Genomic DNA, 19242 nt, shown 5'->3' with positions numbered 1-19242 from the left:
CAACACCACCGGTTCACCGGCGTAGAAGATCTTGATCTGCTCCAGCACCGTGATCAAGGAAGTGGTGTCGTAGCTGCCCGGCTTGAGGTGGAAGCACAGCCGCGGGCCGCGTCCACTGTCGGCGCAGTGGTAGCCCAGCGCGGCGGCCATTCCGGCTCGTTTCCGGTTCAGCCGGTGCCGCAGGAGGGGAGTGCGCCCGCGGGGCGCGTAGGTGCGGCGCACCTGAGGCAGCAGCGACACGCCCGATTCGTCGAAGAACACGATCCAGGCACGTTTGTTCACCGCCCCTTTTTTTGATGCGCGGCCACTCGTGGGCGACCCACCGGGCGATCTCACACTCGTCCCCTTCGGCGGCCTGACGCCGGGGCCGCTGCAGACTCCACCCCAGCCGGCCGGCCGGTCAGCAGACGCCATACCGATGCCCGCGCCAACGTCACCCCGCTCACCCGCTCAACCACCACGCCCACCCGTTCCAGGGTCCACAGGTCCGCCTCGAACCCGTGCGCCTGGGCGCCCTGCTCCAAAGCCTGGCGGACCGCAGCGGCCTGCGCGTCATCCAGCTTGGGCGGCCGACCACCGGCCGGGCGCCGCCGCAGAGCTGCAGTTCCCTCCTGCTCCCACACGCGTCTCCACCGCCGCACGCTCTCCAGACAGACCCCCACCGCCCGCGCGACCTCGGGCTGCGTACACCCCCGCTCGAACATCTCGGCCGCACGCATACGACGCGCCTCGGCCAACTGCGGCCGCGTCAACGGCGAAACGGCTCCTGCACAAGCCTCAGACTCGGACTGCAAAGGCACAGCCGGATCCTCACACCACCCAAGCCCCTGCACCCACAGAACTGACGAAAACCTCAGTAGGGCCTGTTGCGAAAGTGGATCTTGTTCGTTGATGATCACGTCCTGTGGGACGTGGCGATCTGACGAACGGCCAGTGGGCCCAGATGGAGCCGTTGCTGCCGCAAGGCATCAAGCCGGGCCGTCCGCCGGTGTGGACGCGGCGGCAGCTCATGGACGGCATACGGTGGCGGACCCGGACCGGTGCCCCCTAGAGGTTGTCCCGTAACTGCTGGTCAGAGGTGAGATGATCTCGCCGTGGCTGATGTGATCACGGCGTCAGAGCCTTCCTGGACAACCCCCGTTCACCGGGCTGAGCCCGTGGCAGTTCAACAAGCTGATCACTGCGCTGCGGCGTGAGGGAGCCGATCCGGTGCGCAAAGGCCGGCCGTGGTCGCTGCCGCTTGAGGACCGGGTGCTGCTGGTGGCCGCGTACTGGCGCACCAACCTCACCCTGCGCCGGCTCGTCCCGCTGTTCGGCGTCTCGAAGGCGGCGGCCGACCGGATCGTCGGCCACCTCGGGCCGGCTCTCGCCCTCCAGCCCCGGCGCAGGTTCCGCAAGGCCACCGTGCTGATCGTGGACGGCACGCCGGTACCCACCCGCGACCGGGCCGTGGCCGCCTCCAGCAAGAACTACCGCCACTCCACGACTCATCAGGACGTCATCGACGCCGACTCCCGCCTGGCCGTCGCTGTCGGCAAGCCTTGCCCGGCAACCGCAACGACTGCCGGGCCCGGGAGGACCCCGGCACGAAGGCCGCCATCTGCACCACCCCCACGGTGATCGCCGACGGCGGCTACCGGGGCACCGGCCTGACCATCCCGCACCACCACCGGCACAAGGACGAGAAACTGCCGCCCTGGAAGGGGGAGCACAACGCCTCCCACCGCAAGGTCCGCGCCCGCATCGAGCACACCTTCGCCCGCATGAAGAGCCGGAAGATCCTGCGCGACTGCCGCCTCAGAGGCGACGGCGTCCACCACGCCATGCTCGGCATCGCCCGCCTGCACAACCCCACCCTCACCGGATGACAGGCAAACAAACAGGTCAACCCGCATGACGCATCCCATTTACGGGACACCGTCTACAGTCCGATGTCGCTATTCCCCTCGGCGGCAGCCGGTCGGCTGTGTGATGGTCGCGCGCCTGCCCCGGCGCACTGCGAGAGAACGGGGCGGTCGGATCAAGGGATCAGAACGCAGTGATTCTCGATGACCCTGCCACTGCGGTCCAGCCCGCCACAGACGGCCAGACGCCCACTCCCAGGCTGCCCGAGCTCGCGGTTGACCACGAACCGGTGGCTGTCATCGTTCGGCCGCCGGTCACTGAAACTGCCCGCGAAGGCCCGCAGCGTTCCCGGCAGCCCATCCCTGGTCCAGACAGTGATGTCCTGGACATAGCGGGTGCCCTGATAGGCGGTCGCCACGCAGATGTGGCTACCGCACGTGGACTTCACTGCAGCGCTGGCCGGTGCTGCGGTGACCAGCCCTGCGGCGAGAATCCCGGCGAGGCCGACCGCGGTCGCCGCCAGCCGTCGCCGCGCAGGTGACGCCGTTCGTACTTCCTGAGATGCGTAGATCATGCGATTCCCCTCTGATCGGTTGCACTGAGTAAAGCTGGACCCCATGGTGATAGCTGTCTTTCGATGGGATGAGCCTTCGCCACATCGGCGAGAAGCGCTTGTTGGTCTGGCTGCATGGTCATCGTTCGGCTACCGAGAGGAGCGGTGCCAGCAAGACGGCACCCTCAGGTAGCCGCTCGCGCAGTCACCCGCTGCCCGGCCGGACGGCAGCATCCGCCGCGATCGGCGCAAGGTGGAAGTCGGCTCGGCTGTATGGCCCTGCCCCCGCGGAGCCCAACATCGCCGGCACCCGCTGCAGAGGGCACTTGAGATATGGCAAGAACTGGACGTGCGAAGGGGTGGGGACGAAATTTGTACCTGGTGATCTCGTTGAGATGGGTGAAGCGGTCATACGCGTCCCTCGTGCCGCAGGTGGCCTGCCTTTGAGAGTCCGGCACCAGGCATCCCCGGACATGCCGAATGCTAGGAATGCTCCGGGCTGCGGGCACGGGCAGCCATCCCTTTAAGTCAGGGCTTAAGGGGCCGCGGTCACGCTGCGCCGCCGGTTCCGTCCAGCAGTTCCCGGCCCAGGGTGGTGGCTGTGTGCAGTACGGAACTACCGCGCCGGCTGGTGGTGATCAGGAGCGCGTCGCGCAGCGCCTTGGTGTGCTGGCTGGCGGCGGGCGGGGAGATGCCGAGTCGCGCGGCCAGTTCGGTGGTGCTGCAGCCGTCGGCTGCCGCACGCAGCGCTGCAGCCCGGGTATGTCCGAGCAGGGCCCCCAGGGCCTCGTCAGCCCTTATGCCCCGGGGGTGCCACAGCGCAGTGCTGCTGGACGGGTCGGTTACCGCGGGGACGGTCAGCCGCGGCACCGCTGCGTCATCGTACGGGTCGTGCAGCAAGCTGAATTGGCGCCAGAGGAAGAGGGTTGGCGCCAGGATCAGTCCTTTACCACCCAGGTGGACCTCAACCGGGCGGGGGTAGCGCACTTCCAGCACGGGTGGGCGCCAGCGCACCAGCTGAGGGCTCAGGGAGGCCAGCAGAGCGTCGACTCCCCCTTCCAGGAACGTGCGGGCGTACTGCGCGCGCACGGCGTCCAGCCGCGCCCGAGAGGCCGCCCAGTACGGTGCGACCATCGCTTGATGACAGGCTACGAGACCGGCTGCCAACAACCGCCGGGCGTCGCTGTCCCCGTCGGCGACGGCCCGCGCCCATGGCATGTGGGCGGGATCGACAGTGACAGATTCCAGCTCGCGGCGCACAAGGACGCGAGGTGCTCGCAGCAGAGCCTCCACGGCGTGGTCGATGTCAGGCGAGTCGCCGGCCAGCGCCAGCAGGTCAAGACCCGGGCCCCGGATTGGCAGCAGTGCTGTGAGGGGCCCGGCGTCCTTGCTCAGCCGACCAGTCACGCTGGAGCGCCACCGCTGAAAGGGCAGCGGGAGAGAACGCAGGCACAGCATCTCCAGGCCGTAATACGTCTCCGCGGCGGCCCCGAGGGTAGCGGCCACCCTGGTGCGGGCCAGATCCTCCGCAGTGAAATGTATGCGCAGCACCACAGCCCCCTGTCACGCAACAGAGACACCCTCCGCTGCGGTGGCAGTCCCGGCCGCCGCCTCCGTGGCGACTACGAAAGTGTCCGACGCGACGAGCAGGGCCCGCTACGCCCTTTCCGGACCTTCCGCGATGTCACGTTCAAGGGCTCCGGGGTTTGCGTGAAAGGGGTGTGTCCAGTCAATGGCTGATCTTGGTTGTTGGGGGTCAGTGGCTGGTGGTGGGGGTGAGGCGTCCTTCGAAGGCGATCTGGAAGGTGTTCAGTGGCGCCTTCCAGCGCATCGTCCAGCGGCGCGGGCCCTTGCCGGTCGGGTCCAGGCTCGTCAGCGCCATGTAGACGCACTTCAACGCGGCGGCCTCGTTCGGGAAGTGCCCGCGTGCTCGGACCGCCTTGCGGATGCGGGCGTTCACGCTCTCGATCGCGTTCGTGCTGCAGATGACCTTGCGGATCTCGACGTCGAAGGAGAGGAAGGGCACCATCTCGGCCCAGGCGTCCGACCACGGCTTGATCACGGCCGGATACTTGGCTCCCCACTTCTTGGAGAACTCCAGGAACCGTTCGGTCGCGGCGGCCTCGCCCGGCGCGGTGCAGACGGGCTTGAGGTTCTTGGAGACCTTGTCCCGGTCCTGGCGGGCGCAGTAGCGGATGCTGTTGCGAATCAGGTGAACGATGCATGTCTGGGCGACAGTTCGGGGCCAGACTGTCCCGACGGCGTCGGGCAGGCCCTTCAGTGCGTCGCGGACGAGCATGAGGAGACGTCCTCAATCCCGCGATTCTTCAGCTCGGTGAAGACCTGGAGCCAGTGTTCGGCGCCCTCACCGACATCACCGGCCCAGATGCCGAAGATGTCGCAGGTACCCTCGACGGTGACGGCCATCACGACGCAGACGGGCCGGTTGGCGACCTTGCCATCACGGATCTTCACGTTGATCGCATCCACGAACTCATTTCAGGCGTCTCCTTGATCATCGGATCCGCCGTCTATCGGACACTCCCTCGCCAGCAGATGAGCGCGCATCCGAGGGTGAGGAACGTTTCGTGGATGTCGTCGCGTATCTCCCAGCGGATGCGCAGGCGTCGGAAGCCGTGCAGGCGGGCGAAGGCGCGCTCGACGCCCCGGCGCTGGGTGCCCACTCCGGAGCCGTGCTCGGTGCCGCGTCGAGCGATCAGTGGCTTCACTCCGAGGCTGCGGACCATGCGGCGGTACTTGTCGTGGTCGCAGCCGCGGTCGCCCAGCTCCAGCCGTCTGAACTGTCGCTGCACCATGGCGGCGGCTTCGGTCACCAGCACGGCGCGCTACTGCGAGGGAGTCACGCGGTGGTGTCGCGGGAGATGCGGGGCGGCAGGTCCCAGGCGGTGCAACCGGTTGAGCAACAGTTGGGCCCCTGCCGGTGAGACGGCCGGTTCGAGACGTGCCTCAGTTAGCCGTTGCAGCATTCCGTCGTATCCCACCTCGGTGAACATGCGCGGGGCCGGAAAGGTTTCCTTGTCAGCGAAGAACGCAAGGAGAGTCAGGACGAAGTCGGTGTAGGCGCCCAGCTCGTTCCACGTCCGCCGGGTGTTTTCCGCATGTGCTTCTGGGGGTGCCCGGGGGCATAGTCGTGATGTCGAGCAGGTGTTGCACGGTCTCGTACAGGAGCGGGGTCTGGCCGCCCTCACGGCGCTCCCTCAGCTGGGACACAGCGGAACGGAGTTCCTCCAGGCGGTGGTCTGTGCGAGTTTCGCTGAGCCGCACCCGGAAGCCCGAGAGAGTCTCCTGCAGTTCCTGTAACAGCAGTTCCCGGGCCAGCTCACGCAGCCGCCACCCTGTGACGCCGGGAACCATGACGATGCGGCGTGTATAGCGGATCAGATCCCTGGTGATGCCTCCCGACAGGCAGTGCGCCAGCGCGATGAACGGCACGGACAGCCCGGGGACCCGGTGCTGCAATATGGCCTGGGACTCCTCCAGAGTCCTGGGGCTGATATGGATCACGTCGTCGAGGGAGCTGTCCAGGACGTCCCGGACATGGTTCGGCCTGCTGACCGACAAGCTCATCCGCCGCGGCGTCCACACCTCGGTGAAGGCGCTGGAGGATGGGATGACATAAGGGCTTGGATCGCCTCGTGGAACGAGAACCCCAGGCCCTTCACCTGGACCAAGACCGCCGACGGGATCCTCGAATCCCTCGCCGACTACCTCACCAAGGTCACCCCTCCAGCCACCGATGACCAGCGACAGACTTAAGCTCATGATTTCAGGCGCGCCACACTAGCGGTCGGCAGTGGCGGCCAGGCTGCCCACGATCAGGTCGGTCAGTGCGGCGACCGAGTCGTCGGCGGTCGCCCGCTCCCGGTTCAACTGGACGGCGATTGCCTCGGCCGCCCCCAGCACACCGGCACAGCGCAGCCGCAGGGCTTCGGGGGAGAGGCGGGAGTACGGCAGCAGCGCGGCGGTCATCAGGTCCGTGTAGCTGTCCATCAGCTCGTGCTGGACCGTCTCCATCTCCGGATTTCCCTTCAACGCGCCGGAAACGGCGTTGAGTTCCGGCATATCGGTGGCGCAGGCGAAGTATGCGGTGCTGATGGCGCGGGCGACCTCGCCGGCGGTGGGTGCGGCATCCTGCAACGTCTGTGCGATCGCGGCCCGGTGGCGTTCGTCGAGCCGTCGGTAGAGCGCGAGCAGCAGGCCGGGACGCGTGCCGAAGTGGTCGTACGCGATCGGCCTGCTCACCCCGGCCGCCTCCGCGAGGGTGACCAGAGTCAGACCGTCGGCGCCCCGGGTGCGCACGAGCGCGACGGCGGTGTCGAGCAGCTGCTCCCGCCTGGCCTGCTTGGACAGGCGGGTCGATGTGGTGGCCATGGTCCTCCCTTGTGTCACATCGCAGTTTAGGCTACAAAAAGTAGGCTACAAAATGTAGCTTCATGGATGTGAGGAGAACCCATCGTGGGACAGCCGGAATCAGTACTGATCTTGGGCGGCTCGGGCCAGGCGGGCGCGGGGACCGCCGCCTTCCTGCGCCGATGGCATCCGGCGCTGCCGCTGACGATCGCGGGGCGCGACATCGACCGCGCACAGCGGGTGGCCGACGAGCTCGGCGCCGCAACGGCCGTGACCGTCGATCTGGGACGCAACGATCTCGGCCTGCCGGCCGGTCACGGCTACTCGGCGGTGGTCGCCGCACTGTGGGACGACCGACTGCACGGGCTGCGATACGCGCAGGACCACGCGGTGCCGTACCTCAGCATCTCCAGCGGCCTGGTGGAGATCGCACCGGAGGTCATCGCGAGCGCCCAGCGGGCGAGTGCCTCACCGGTCTTGGTGGCCAGCCACTTCTGCGCCGGTGCCGTCGTCCTCTCGGTCCTGCACTCGGCCCGGGAGTTCGACCGGATCGATGCCGTCCGGATCGGCGCCGTACTGGACGAGCAGGACATCGGCGGGCCCGCCGGAACAGCGGATCTGGAACGCTGGTCCACCGCCACCTCGGCGGGTCTTGTTCGCCGTGACGGCGTCTTCGCCTGGGTCACAGGCCCCGACGCGCAGGCGGATGTGTCCGGTGCCAACGGCACCGTCCTGCCCGGCCGGAGCATCGCCGTCCTCGACGTACCGAGTCTCGCCCTCGCGACGGGGGCACCGAATGTCCGCTTCGACTTCGCCGTCGGTGAATCCACGGGTCGGCACCGCGGCGGACCTGCCTCCTTCGAGGTCCGGATCGACCTCGAAGGAGTGGGTCCAGAAGGTGCGCCGCTCAGCACGAGTCGCTACCTGGTCCACCCGGCAGGGCAGCGCCCCCTGACCGCGCTCTCCATCGCCCTCGGTGTAGAGCGCCTGCTCGGTCTGCGCGGCAAAGCCGCCCCGCCCGGCATCCACACCCCTGAGTCGCTGCTCGACCCCGCCTACGCAGTCGAGCGGATGGTGGAGACCGGCGCCACCTTCGTCGGCGCACCCGGGGGCAGCTGAACGTCCTGTCAGAGCGACCGTGGTGCCCTGTCCGAACTCAAGGAGCGCCTACAACCGCACCCTCGGCCAGTACTGCACCACTGACACTCTTGTGCCGTGCGACAGGGAGCGGACCGAGTTGCCCGGGGACGGCCCCTCCCGCGTCCCGCCGCGCTCGCTGCGGTGACGACCATGACCGACCGGGTCTGCCTGGCGGTTGAGCATGTCTTCCACGAGCCGGCGACAACGTGCTGCGGCACACGGGCACCGTCGATCTCAGCGGCCATCCGTACGTCACCCGCCACATGTCCGCCCCCGGCCGACGGGCTGCTGTCCGCCATGGCCAAGACCGCAGCGCGCCCGGGTGCACCTCGTCCGAACGGTGTCGGCGGCGGTACCCGTTCGGACTGCGTGCGCCTGCGCTCCGGGCATACCGTCGCCAGACCGAAAGGCGGGCATCCGGAGCAGATCGGGCTGCTTGTTGAAACCCAATTAGTGCCTGACGCTGTCGGGAATCTTGGACAAGGCCAAGGATCCGGGTGGTACCCGTACAGGGCGCAAGAGCTACGGGTTCCCGTTCGGCGAGTGTTCTGAAGAGCGCGGGGTCTCGACAGCAGATGCTTGTTGCCGGGACCGCTTTGGCTCTCCCTTGACCTCGTCGGCGCTGCGCGTGATCGGCTACTGATCGCCGCGCAGATAGCGAGTGACCATGGCCACCAGTTCGTTCTCGAACGTCTCGACCGGGGTGGTCCGCGGGTAGGCCATGAGCTTGTGCGTGTTCGTCTCCACGGTGAACACGATCAACTCGGCAGCGGGGTCGAGGTCTTGTATGTGGACGTCGGGATGGCGGGCGAGGAGGTCGCGCACCTGATCGACGCGCTTCCTTTCGTGTCGGGCGATCGTGTCGAGCAGTTCCTGCGAGACCGGCGCCTCCTCGATCATGATCCGCAGCAGCTGCGGATCGTCGCGGTGGTTGGCGATCGCGTCGCCGACCAGGGCCCGCACCGTGGCCTCCAGGCTCCCGGGGGAGAGGTCGAGCTGCTCGGCCTGCGTCCACGTGCCGCGGTCGATGTGCCGCACCAGCAGCTCGGCCAGGATGGCGTCCTTGTTCGGGAAGTACTGGTAGAGCGAGCCGATGGAGATACGGGCGCGCTCGGCGATGCGGTTGGTGGTCCCCGAGGCGTAACCGTGCTCGGCGAAAACGTGAGCAGCCGCGGTGAGGACGCGGTCGCGAGTGAGTTCTGCGCGCACCTGACGGGGCTTGCGACGTGGCTGAAGACGGCGGTCGGTTGACGGCATCCGGGGGCCTCCTCAAGGCGCGGAAAGCGAGTAGCCAAACAGCTGAGCTATTACTCACAATAGTGCCATGAGCTGCGAAAACAAGGCCATGCCAGACGTGGAGGGCAGGCCGTGATCCCTAAGGTGTACCTGCCCGAGTCACGCACGATGATCACGCTGGAGGTGCGCCGCCGTGAGTTCCTCACGCCGGGCTTCGCGAGCCTCACCCTCGGCGGCCCGGCCGTACGGGACCTGGTCGTCGCCGGAAACGACCAGGCGGTTCGCCTGTTCTTCCCACGCGAGGGGCAGACCGCGTTGCGGATGCCGACCGTCTCGAACGAGGCATGGATCGCCCAGCTGATGCTGCTGCCGAAGTCCGTGCGTCCGTGGGTCCGCAACCTGACGATCCGGCGCGCGCGTCCTGCGGCTGCCGAGATCGACATCGAGTTCGCCGTGCACGGTGACTCGCCCATGTCGTCCTGGGTGCGCCGGGCCGAGCCGGGCGACCCGGCGGGCATCTTCGACATCGGCACCGTGTACCGGCTGCCGGAGCACGCGGAGGGGCAGCTGCTGGTCGGCGACGAGACCGCGCTGCCCGCTGTCCTGTCGATCCTCGACGGAACACCGCCCTCGCTGGCCACGGAGGTCTACCTGGAAGTGGCGGCCGCGGCCGACATCCGGTCCGTCGACGCTCCCGCCGGCGTCCGCGTCCACTGGCTCAGCCGCGACGACGAAGACCTGCGGCCCGGCACCCTGGCGCTGGACGCGGTGCGCCGCGCGTCGCTGCCGTCCGGGCGCTTCTACACCTGGGTCGCGGGCGAGTCCCGGCTGGCCACGACGGTGCGGCGGCATCTGGTCAACGACCGTGGCGTGCCCAAGCGGGACATCTCGTTCATCGGCTACTGGCGCCTGGGCCGGTCGACCCCCGGCTGAAAGGAACCCTTGTGCAGCAAGAAAACCAGTTGAGCATCCTGGGTCGGCTGACGACGGTGGACGAGGTCGAGGCCACCGTCGGCCGCCCGGCGTCGGCGGTCCTGCTCAAGCAGATCAGTGCCCTCGACGAGGGCTGCCGGACCGTCCTCGCCCTGTGCCCGGTCGCGGCCCTCGGTTACCGGGATGCCGACGGCACCAGCAGGACGACCTTCATCGGCGGCACGCCGGGCTTCGTACGCGTCCACTCGCCCAAGCGGATCTCGTTCTCCCTGCCCGGGCCCGGCGACCCGCACGGGCCTGTCTCCTTCTTCTTCCTCCTGCCGGGCATCGGGGAGATCCTGCGTGTCAACGGCTCGGTGGCCGCGCGGAAGGGTGCGGAGACGACCGTCGACATCGCGGAGGCGTACGTGCACTGCGCGCAGGCGGTACTCCGGTCCCGCCTGTGGCAGCCGCCCGCCCCGGCCGGGCCGGCCACCGAGATCGCGGAAGACGGTCCCCTGTGCCGGCCCGGCGTCGTCGAGTTCCTGGCCGCAGCACCGTTCCTCGCGTTGTCCACGTGGGACCGCTCCGGTGGGAGCGACACGAGTCCGCGCGGGGACCGGCAGACGGTGGCGCGGATCCTGGACAGCCGCACGCTCGTCATCCCGGACCGCAAGGGCAACAAACGCGCCGACACGCTCCACAACCTGTTGCAGGACGACCGGCTCTCGTTCGCCGCGCTCGTACCGGGGCGCAGCGGTGTGCTGCACGTCCGCGGCCGTGGCGCGATCACGGACGATCCCGCGCTGCTGGAGACGATGGCGCTGCGCGGGATGCCCCCGCACCTGGCGCTGCTCATCGACGTCGAGCACGCCGAGGTGACCGGCAACGACGCCGTGGCCCGCTCACGGCTGTGGACCCCCGGCGCGCACCTCGACCGGAGCACGACGCCGGATCTGATAGCGCTTGCGGGAGAACACCTCGCCGTCGGTTCGGCCAACGCCGAGGACGGTCCACCTGCCTTGCTGCTGAAGCTCGTCGGGGCGATCCCCGGGGTGGCCCGGCTGCTACGGCTGGCGACAAACCGCCTCTACCGCTCGGGGCTGCGCAAGGAGGGCTACGAGGACGTCGAGCCCAGCAAGGAAGGGCGGCGCCGTGGCTTCCTGCGCCGACGTCCCGCCGACGACGGCGGGACGAAGAACGCAGGGACGGGGAGCTCGCTGCGGGAGGTGCGCGTTACCGAGGTGCGCACAGAGACACCGACCGCGGTCACCCTCGTGCTTGAGGACGCCGACCGGAACCCGGGATCGTTCGACTTCCGGCCCGGCCAGTTCTTCACCCTTGTCGCCGACATCGACGGACGCCCGGTACGACGGGCCTATTCGGCCTCGTCGGCACCCGGGGCGTCTCAACTGGAGGTCACCGTCAAGCACATCGACGGCGGCCGGTTCTCCACCCACGTACACCGGAGCCTGCGGGCCGGGGACCGCCTCGCGGTGCGCGGCCCGTCGGGGTCCTTCCACACCGAGCCACAGCCCCCGGACGAGATCGTGCTCGTCGCGGCGGGCAGCGGCGTGACACCGATGATGAGCATGATCCGCACCCGGCTCGCCGACCGGCAGGGCCGCGACCGGATCGCGCTCCTCTACAGCAGCCGCAGCACGGACGAGATCATCTTCGCCGATGAGCTGACCCGGCTGGCGAAGGACCATCCCGACCGGCTCAAGGTCACCCACGTCCTGACCCGCCGCGACGGGCGGCTCGACGCCGACGGCATACGCCGCTGGATCACCGGCCTGGTCCCGGCCAGGGACGCTCACTACTACACCTGCGGTCCCGAACCGCTGATGGATGCCGTCCAGAGCGTCGTGACCGGACTGGGAGTCCCGGTCGAGCTGGTGCACCAGGAGCGCTTCGCCGGTGGAGCGGGCACCGGGACCGCGGTGACGGCGCCGTGGGAGATGACCGTCGAAGAGGGCGGGCACGCCGTCGGCACGGTGGTGGTCGAGCCCGGCCAGACACTGCTTGACGCGGGACTCGACGCGGGGCTGCCGATGCCGTACTCCTGCACGGTCGGGAACTGCGGCGACTGCATGGTGCGACTTCGCAGCGGAGAAGTCGCGCAGAACGAGCCAAACTGCCTCACGCCAGAGCAGCAAGCCGACGGCTATATCCTGACGTGCGTGAGCTGCCCCCTGTCGAAGGTCACCCTCGACATTGCGGAACCGTGATCGCCGGCTGGCCGTACTCCTTCGTCGCCGTCCTGGAGTCGGGCCGGACGTCCTGGTGCCAGTTTCTCGACGCCGTCCGTCTCGGGCCCGAGGACGATGTCGCCGCAGTGACCGCCGCCCAGCTCCGGCGAGTGGTCACGGACCTGATCGAGATGGGCCGCTGGCACGTCGGCGACCGCGACATCCTCGTCGTCTTCGATGCCGGCTACGACGCACCGCGCATGGCCCACCTCCTGACCGGCCTCCCGGTCGAAGTACTCGGACGGATGCGCTCCGACCGCGTCATGCGACGGCCGACACCCACGCTCAAGGAGTACGCCCTGGCCTATCCCCAGGGCGGTCGACGGCCGAAGCACGGCAAAGAGTTCCGCTTCGCCAAGCCGGACACCTGGGGCGAGCCGGACGAGGCCACCGTGCAGGTCACCGACCGGTACGGCACCGCCCGCGCGATGTCCTGGGACCGCCTCCACCCCCGCCCGACCACCCGTTCCGCCTGGATCGACCATGTCGGTGAACTCCTCATCATCGAGGGCACGCTGATCCGCCTCCAGGCCGACCGTCTGCCCAGCGGGGGCGAGCCGCTCCCGCTCTGGCTCTGGTCGTCCGCCACCGGTCTAAGCAGCGAGGACGTCGACGTGCGCTGGCAGGCGTTCCTGAGGAGATTCGACATCGAGCACCTCTTCAGGCTGATGGAACAGACCCTCGGGTGGACCCGTCCGAAGCTGCGGACCCCCGAGGCCGGCGAACGCTGGACCTGGATGATCATCGCCGCGCATACCCAGATCCGCCTCCTGCGAGAGGCCGCCGCCGATTTACGGAGACCGTGGGAGAAGCCCGCAGTGCCTGGCCGACTCACCCCGGCCCGAGTCCGCCGGGGGTTTCGGAACCTCCGTCCGCACCTGCGCTGTCCGGCCCGTGCACCGGAACCATCAACACCCGGTCCCGGCAGGCCACTTGGCTCGAAGAACCAGCGGCCCGCCACCCGCTACGACGTGGGAAAGACCGTGCGACGACCCGAGAGCATCACTGAACGAGAACAACTCAGACCATGAATGGCAAGCTGATCGCCGAAGCCGGGATGCGGGGCGAGATGGACCTGTCGTTGGTCAGTATCGACTCCACCACCGTGCGGGCTCACCACGACGCTGCCGGGATGCATCTGGACGAGGACGTCCTCATCACCCTGGGGAAAGCCGGCGCCGAGGAGGAGAAGGCCAGGCCAAACGGAGTGGCCTCGAAGAACATAACGGGCAGGCCGTTGAGAGCGATCCCGAGCGGAAGGAGCGACGGCGGATCCGGCGGCGGCGGAAGCTCCGACTGAAGGCCGCCCTCCTGGGACGCTCCAGGGGTGGGCAGACCAGCAAGGTCCACCTCGCTGCCGACTGCAAGTGTCGCCCGCTGGCGTCCGTCCTGACCGCGGGGCAGGCCGCGGACAGCCCACAGTTCATCCCCGTACTGAGGAAGATCAGAGTCCGCGGGCCCGTCGGCCGCCCCCTCACCCGGCCGGACGCGGCCGCCGGGGACAAAGCCCACTCATCGCGCGGCAACCGGGCCCACCTGCGGCAACGCGGCATCAAGGCGGTCATCCCGGAGAAGAAGGACCAGGCCGCCAACCGGAAGAAGACAGATTCCAGAGGCGGTCGCCCCGTCGGCCACGATGCTGAGCTCTACGAAGAGAGGAACACCGTCGAGCGCCTGATCAACAAGCTCAAAGTCTGGCGGGGCATCGCCCCCCTGGTACGACAAGACTCCTCGCAGCTACCTCGCAGGGCTGTACCTGCGCGCTTCGATGATCTGGATCAAAGACCTCACCCGCACCCTCAGTCAGTACAGCCCGATACACGCGCGTGACCTGACAGTCACGAGCCGCTGACATCGCAGACTTGCCCGGTCAGAGCGAGGCGGCCGTCCGGTAGACGGAGACGTGAGAACGCGACTCTGCTGTGAATTCCTCCCCGGTCCAGTCGGCGTGCCTGGACTCCAGCGTCATTCCGGCCAGCTCGGCCATCAGGTCAAGTTCGCTCGGCCAGATGTAACGGTGTGGGCTGCGGAACAGCCGGGCCTCACGGCCGGCCTCGGCGTCGAACCGGAAATGGTGCGAGACGACCTGCTGGCGCAGGACGTCGTAGGTGTGGAGCCCGATATAGCCCGTGGCCGACTCCCAGACCACGGCCTGCTGGCCCGGAGGCAACTTGCGAACCTCGGGTACCCACAGCTCGACGACGAACCGCCCGCCTGGCGCGAGGTGGCGTGCGGCGTTTCGGAAACAAGCGACCTGCTCGGCCTGCGTGAGCAGGTTCGAGATGGTGTTGTAGACGAGGTAGACGAGTTGGAACTCACCCGGGACTCGCGCAGTGGCCATGTCTCCGACAACAACCGGGATGGTCGCCTCGTCTGCTTTGGTGCGGAGCTGATCTATCATCGGCTTCGACAGTTCGATGCCACTGACCGGGACTCCCCGCTTCGCGAGCGGCACTGCCACCCGGCCGGTCCCGATGGCGAACTCCAGCGCCCTCCCACCCTCGGTCAACTCCACCAGGCGGTCCACCGTCGGCCCCAGCACCTCCGGTGCGAACATGCCGGTCCCAGGGGAGTCATAGCCCTGAGCGGCCTGGTCATCCCAAATCTCACTTTGAAGCATGAGTAACGATGATTGACCACCGTCCGAGGAACGTCAACGCACTTTCGCCACAGCCGAGATGAGGGCGCGCCACCGCGAGCCCTTACTCAGCCCAACGGCCGTACCCCGAGAAGCACCGGTGCCGATCTATTTCCCGGCCAAACGCATGACGTGACGTGCCCCTCTCTGAAGTTTCCCCGTGATGTTGGACACTCGATGCTTACGTTACGAGGGCGTGTTCTTGCTCGTGTCGCTGCCGGGTCTCCAGCGGGGTGAGGTAGCCCCAGACTGGATGCCTCCGCAGCCGCTTGCGGTTGTAGAAGGTCTCGATGGAGGTGAAGATCTCAGCGCGGTCGGTAATCCGGTCGGGCCAGCGGCGGGTGCCGATCTCCGCTTTCAGCAGCGCGAAGAAGCTCTCCGCGGCGGCATTGTCGTAGCACGCGCCAGTTCGTCCCATGCTCTGCCGCAGCCCCAACCGGCCTGCTTCCCGGCGGAGTTCGTCAGCGGTGTACTCCGCTCCGCGGTCCGAGTGCACGACGCAGCCGGGCTGGAGGTCGCTGCGGCCGGCGGCCATCGTCAGTGCGTCGACCACCAGGGAGGCACGGTGGTGGTCGGCCATCGAGTAGCCGACGATCTCGCGGGTCGCCAGACACAGCCAGCCCTCGCCGGTGGGGATGCAGGTGAGGTCACCGACCAGTTTCGTGCCCGGTGTTGAAAATGCCGACGAAGGCGACGTTCACGATGCCCATGGACTCCGACGGCGACGCCCCGCCGTTGGGTGTTCAGGTAGGGCGTCGCCGGCAAGGTGTCGTTTTCTTCGGCGAGGTGCCGGTGGTTCACCACCTGTATTCGGTACTCAAGATCAGGCCGTCATCCGCCGGATGTCGTCGGTGATGCTCTCCAACGGCGCCGTGTTGCCGATGGAGGCGAACCAGTCCCACAGCTCCAGAGCGTGGTAGAGGCGGTAGAGGCTGACCCGTTCGCTCCAGTCGGCGGGCAGCGTGCCGTAGCCGTCGCAGAGCGCTTCGCGCTTGTCCTGGTCGTCGTGGACGGAGTAGTAGTCGGTCTTGGCCACGTCCATCAGCGGATCCGCGGCGATCGCGTTCTCCACGTCGATGAAGCCGCTGACCTGCCATCCGCTGCCCTCCTCGGCGACCAGGACGTTGCCCTCGTGGAAGTCGTTGTGGCACAACACGGCATGCCGGCACGCGCCGAGCAGGTCAGCCTGCCGAGCGACCTTCGCTTCGATGGCCGTCGCGAGCGCCGCATCGCCCCTGTGATCGGCGTACTCCCTGAGCTTCTTGTGGAACTGCCTTGTCATATAGGCGGTGTTCGTCGGCTCGGGATCCAAAACCCGCGTGGTGAGGTATCCGTAGGCGCCCTGCGGGATCTGGTGGACCGCAGCCATGCAGCCCCCGATCTGGCGGTAGATCTCCCGCAGCGATGCCCTGTCGAGGGCGTGGCTGACGGCGGACAACGGCTGGCCCCTGAGCATCGTCATCACCGTGTAGCAGCGCCCGAGCGCGTTGTCGGCGTCCCCATGGTGCAACACGGCCGGCACCGGCCCGACACCGTGCTGCTGAAGCAGCTGGTAGACGTAGATCTCCTTCTCCTGTTTCCAGCGCCATTGATCGTCATAGATCTTGATTACGACCGGCTCGGCCGCCCCGACGAACCGGACCTCGAAGATCGTGCTCAGCTCCCCACCAGTACGCAGAACGATCTCCCCGACGGACGCAGCGGGAAGGACGGGATACAGGAGTTCCTCGGCCATCGCCGGCGGCAGCGCTGTTGCAGCGGACATGCTGAAACCGTAGATGCGCCAGGGCGGACGTCGCGAGCGAAATACGGGTGGTGGGGAGAGCGCCGACGGAGAACGCCTGGTATGCCTTCTTCAGCAGCAGGTTCTAGGTAGAAGTCGAGCGCGGTCGGTGCAGTCCCCGCACAGCACCGGAATTCCGCACAAGCCGGTCAACGCCCGCACCACGATGCGCGGATGAGTGAACTGGTGCCGGCCGGACGGCGCACCCTGTACCAGCGCGGGCCGCTGCGCCGCGCGCTATTGGACACCTCTGTACTGACCTCGGACGTCATCGCGGCCACCACGCGGCGGGAACCGTCGTCGTTCGTCGCCGGGGCGCGGGCCGGGACGGTGCGGTGCCTGATCCCGGTTCACGTGTGGGACGAAGTGCCGCGGGTGCTGGCCGACCGGCACCGTGAGAGCGGCGGCCGGTTCGACCTGGAGCGAGCACTGGAGCTGTGGCAGTCGCACACCCATGAGTCCGGCGGCTACCCCAAGAGCGTCAACCTTGTGACATCAGGCACCAAATGCGCCCAGTTCTCACCGACAAGATGGGCGACGGCTCAGCGAACTTCGGCCTCCTCGCAGACACGCGCGCCGCAACGAACGGTCCGAGCGGTACGGACGCGCAGCCATTTCGAGCACGCAGAACCAGCGGGCGTTCAACGGGTTCCCGGTACCGGCGTGGTGGATGTTGGACGGTGACGGGTTCTTCGTCACCCTTCCAGGGTTCGAGCACTGCACGTCAACCACCGCTACCTGCACCTGGCGCAAGATCGGCTGACATGGCCCTGAGCACCGACACCTGAAAACCGAACCGGGGAAGGGAGGACCGGCCGCGGAGCTGGCCGGTCCTCCTTTCCCGCGTGCGGTCAGCCGGTCCAGGGCCGCCACCGGTCTTCCTGCGCCGGGTCGATGCTGCTGAGCCACACCAGTGCCCCATCGATCAGGCCAGGTCTGTCTCCCGTCGCCAGGTCGGGGGCTTCGAGCAGGTCGGCGGCCTCTTCCAGGTAGGTGACCAACGTGTCGAGCACTTCACCAGGACCTTCGTTGTAGCGGGACCACCGGCCCAGGTGGCCGCTCTCCACGTCCAGATACAGCCCCGAGGTGCTGTCGGCCGGGCCCAGGGAAACCACCGGGATCCAGGTGGCCTTCCACACAGTGATCTGCTCCTCTTCGGGGCGGCCGGCGTTGAGGGTGTCCTCGTGGGCCTGAGCGTCCATCTTCAGCCGGTAGGCGGCCGCCACGGCCTCCAGGGTCATCAGAGCCTTGTTGCCTGGAAGACATCCCCAGCCGTTGCCCCCCTCATCGCCTGCGGTCAGCAGCCACAGGACGTGCAGCTCGACGGGTACCGGGATGCCGAGAGCGTCTTCCAGGGCGGCGATGGAAGCAGGGCCGGCGCCGGGGCGGAGGGCAGCATAGGAAACGGGGGCATGATGCTCCAGCCGGCCGGTAATGCGCCGCCAGGCATCGGTGACCTCCCGCACAGTGACCGCGGTGGCAGCAGCAGGGCCGCCGGGCCGATCCCCGCTCTGACCCTGTGCCTGCTCCTGGCCATGGATGTTCCCGGAGGGCTCGACGGCAGCGGGCAGCGCCTTCAGGAACCGGATCTCGATCCGGTCCGGCTCGCGGATGTAGCCGACGGACAGGTCGGGGCAGTCATCGAACATGTCATCGTCGATCATGACAGTCAGGATGCCGGGCAGTCCTGAGGGCCGGCCCATATCAGGATCGCCGGCCAGCTGACCTGCAAGGGCCTTCAGCGCGTAGGAAACGTCTGTCCCGAGGCGGGCTGCGGTGTCACGTACGTCCGGCTGGATCTCGACCTTCACGGCCTGATGCTCCTTGCGTGTCGGACGGAGGGCGGTACCCCTTCATACAGTAGGCCTGCGCGAACACCGGCGGGTGGCGCGGCGCGATCCGCTCCTCCGGAGCGGGGCAGTCGGCTGCAATCATGATCAGCAGCGCAAGTCCCCTACATGTGAACCGATTCGAGAAAGTACCCCGCACCGTAGCCGGACCGGCTCGCCGCGCGTCCGCTGGACGGCGACGCGGCCGGGGCGGTGATCGCATAAGCACCGAGCTGAGCGGCGTCGACCTCGCCTGCCAGGCTCTCATCGCGGCCCGGGAGGCGGCGGAGAAGAACGGCGCCCTCCAGACGAAGAAGCCCAAGCGGCGCACCGGCACCTCCGTACGTCGTGACGGGCGCGAGCCGCTCGGGCTCGGCGCGCTGGTCACCGAGCGGGCCTGGGAGCTCCCGGCCGCCGGCGCGACGCTGCGGGATCGGTGGGCGGCTGTCACCCCCGAACTCGCCGGGCACGCCGCCGTGTCGTACGACCCCGACTCCGGCCAACTCACTGTGTGCCCGGATTCGACGGCCTGGGCGACGCGAGCCGTTCCTGTATGCGGTATTCGGCCATCTCCGATGGCTTTGTGCCATTCACCGGAAATCTACCTCCAATATCACTGACGTCCGGGCCCGGGCGCGCGAGTTGTCCATGGCCCAGGTCGACGCCCTGACCTGGCAGGAATT

Annotated in this window: 16 protein-coding genes and 6 pseudogenes; 9 read left to right on the top strand and 13 right to left on the bottom strand. The window is 68.1% G+C overall.

The window, feature by feature from the left end; translation table 11 throughout:
• Both KM933_RS40300 and KM933_RS40615 read right to left on the bottom strand, forming a co-directional pair.
• Nucleotides 1-414: pseudogene (locus KM933_RS40300) on the bottom strand (hypothetical protein); the annotation flags it as partial.
• Complete coding sequence (locus KM933_RS40615; RefSeq protein ID WP_488269384.1) at nt 333-719, bottom strand: helix-turn-helix domain-containing protein; 387 nt, start codon at nt 717-719, stop codon at nt 333-335. The gene KM933_RS40615 and the pseudogene KM933_RS40300, both read right to left, overlap by 82 nt.
• Before the next feature lie 185 nt (nt 720-904).
• Between KM933_RS40615 and KM933_RS20550 the strand changes: the two genes are divergently transcribed.
• Entirely contained in the window at nt 905-1051 is a 147-nt protein-coding gene (locus KM933_RS20550; protein ID WP_308013475.1) for a transposase, read from the top strand.
• 43 nt (nt 1052-1094) lie between these two features.
• Nucleotides 1095-1868, top strand: a pseudogene (locus tag KM933_RS20545) (transposase).
• A gap of 152 nt (nt 1869-2020) precedes the next feature.
• Here KM933_RS20545 and KM933_RS20540 read toward each other — a convergent pair.
• From KM933_RS20540 to KM933_RS20515, 6 genes and pseudogenes are all read right to left on the bottom strand, one after another.
• Nucleotides 2021-2419: a hypothetical protein gene (locus KM933_RS20540; protein WP_260333873.1), complete on the bottom strand. Its 399-nt coding sequence runs from the start codon at nt 2417-2419 to the stop codon at nt 2021-2023.
• 528 nt (nt 2420-2947) lie between these two features.
• Nucleotides 2948-3952, bottom strand: coding sequence for a helix-turn-helix domain-containing protein (locus tag KM933_RS20535; protein ID WP_308013474.1), 1005 nt, complete (start codon nt 3950-3952; stop codon nt 2948-2950).
• Between the two features lie 202 nt (nt 3953-4154).
• Nucleotides 4155-4891 (bottom strand): annotated as a pseudogene (locus tag KM933_RS20530) (IS256 family transposase); the annotation flags it as partial.
• 38 nt (nt 4892-4929) lie between these two features.
• Nucleotides 4930-5178 (bottom strand): annotated as a pseudogene (locus tag KM933_RS20525) (IS5/IS1182 family transposase); the annotation flags it as partial.
• Nucleotides 5179-5437: 259 nt separating this feature from the next.
• The gene (locus KM933_RS40610; protein ID WP_221354270.1) at nt 5438-6181 is read right to left on the bottom strand and encodes a hypothetical protein; all 744 of its coding nucleotides are present in this window, start codon (nt 6179-6181) and stop codon (nt 5438-5440) included.
• 18 nt (nt 6182-6199) lie between these two features.
• Entirely contained in the window at nt 6200-6790 is a 591-nt protein-coding gene (locus KM933_RS20515; protein WP_221354268.1) for a TetR/AcrR family transcriptional regulator, read from the bottom strand.
• 84 nt (nt 6791-6874) lie between these two features.
• Here KM933_RS20515 and KM933_RS20510 point away from each other — a divergent pair, with 84 nt between their 5' ends.
• Nucleotides 6875-7888: a saccharopine dehydrogenase family protein gene (locus tag KM933_RS20510; RefSeq protein ID WP_221354266.1), complete on the top strand. Its 1014-nt coding sequence runs from the start codon at nt 6875-6877 to the stop codon at nt 7886-7888.
• Between the two features lie 657 nt (nt 7889-8545).
• On the opposite strand, the gene KM933_RS20505 is transcribed toward KM933_RS20510, so the two are convergent.
• Complete coding sequence (locus KM933_RS20505) at nt 8546-9166, bottom strand: TetR/AcrR family transcriptional regulator (RefSeq protein ID WP_221354264.1); 621 nt, start codon at nt 9164-9166, stop codon at nt 8546-8548.
• A gap of 147 nt (nt 9167-9313) precedes the next feature.
• Between KM933_RS20505 and KM933_RS20500 the strand changes: the two genes are divergently transcribed.
• From KM933_RS20500 to KM933_RS20485, 4 genes and pseudogenes are all read left to right on the top strand, one after another.
• Nucleotides 9314-10078 (top strand): siderophore-interacting protein, encoded by a 765-nt coding sequence (locus tag KM933_RS20500; RefSeq protein ID WP_221354403.1) that lies wholly within the window; start codon nt 9314-9316, stop codon nt 10076-10078.
• Between the two features lie 29 nt (nt 10079-10107).
• Nucleotides 10108-12288, top strand: a complete 2181-nt coding sequence (locus KM933_RS20495) for a 2Fe-2S iron-sulfur cluster-binding protein (RefSeq protein ID WP_260333872.1) — start codon at nt 10108-10110, stop codon at nt 12286-12288.
• A pseudogene (locus tag KM933_RS20490) lies at nt 12288-13340 on the top strand (transposase); the annotation flags it as partial. The gene KM933_RS20495 and the pseudogene KM933_RS20490, both read left to right, overlap by 1 nt.
• 8 nt (nt 13341-13348) lie before the next feature.
• Nucleotides 13349-14161, top strand: a pseudogene (locus KM933_RS20485) (IS5 family transposase); the annotation flags it as partial.
• Between the two features lie 18 nt (nt 14162-14179).
• On the opposite strand, the gene KM933_RS20480 reads toward KM933_RS20485, so the two are convergent.
• The 3 genes from KM933_RS20480 to KM933_RS20470 form a co-directional block, all read right to left on the bottom strand.
• Complete coding sequence (locus tag KM933_RS20480; RefSeq protein WP_221354260.1) at nt 14180-14929, bottom strand: class I SAM-dependent methyltransferase; 750 nt, start codon at nt 14927-14929, stop codon at nt 14180-14182.
• A 199-nt stretch (nt 14930-15128) separates the two neighbouring features.
• Entirely contained in the window at nt 15129-15605 is a 477-nt protein-coding gene (locus KM933_RS20475; protein WP_221354401.1) for a DDE-type integrase/transposase/recombinase, read from the bottom strand.
• Between the two features lie 165 nt (nt 15606-15770).
• A complete protein-coding gene (locus tag KM933_RS20470) occupies nt 15771-16712 on the bottom strand; it encodes a phosphotransferase family protein (RefSeq protein ID WP_221354258.1) in 942 nt (313 codons plus the stop codon).
• A gap of 192 nt (nt 16713-16904) precedes the next feature.
• Here KM933_RS20470 and KM933_RS20465 point away from each other — a divergent pair, with 192 nt between their 5' ends.
• The gene (locus KM933_RS20465) at nt 16905-17414 is read left to right on the top strand and encodes a PIN domain-containing protein (protein WP_221354256.1); all 510 of its coding nucleotides are present in this window, start codon (nt 16905-16907) and stop codon (nt 17412-17414) included.
• Nucleotides 17415-17581: 167 nt separating this feature from the next.
• Here KM933_RS20465 and KM933_RS20460 read toward each other — a convergent pair whose 3' ends face one another.
• Nucleotides 17582-18541, bottom strand: coding sequence for an SMI1/KNR4 family protein (locus KM933_RS20460; protein ID WP_221354254.1), 960 nt, complete (start codon nt 18539-18541; stop codon nt 17582-17584).
• A gap of 122 nt (nt 18542-18663) precedes the next feature.
• On the opposite strand from KM933_RS20460, the gene KM933_RS20455 reads away from it, so the two are divergent.
• Entirely contained in the window at nt 18664-19179 is a 516-nt protein-coding gene (locus KM933_RS20455) for a DciA family protein (protein ID WP_221354251.1), read from the top strand.
• Nucleotides 19180-19242: the final 63 nt, after the last annotated feature.

It is taken from the genome of Streptomyces beigongshangae (assembly GCF_019710745.1).
Taxonomy (GTDB): Bacteria; Actinomycetota; Actinomycetes; order Streptomycetales; family Streptomycetaceae; genus Streptomyces; species Streptomyces beigongshangae.
The sequence above is the reverse complement of the archived record's forward strand: the minus strand, read 5'-3'. Positions and strand labels throughout refer to the sequence as shown.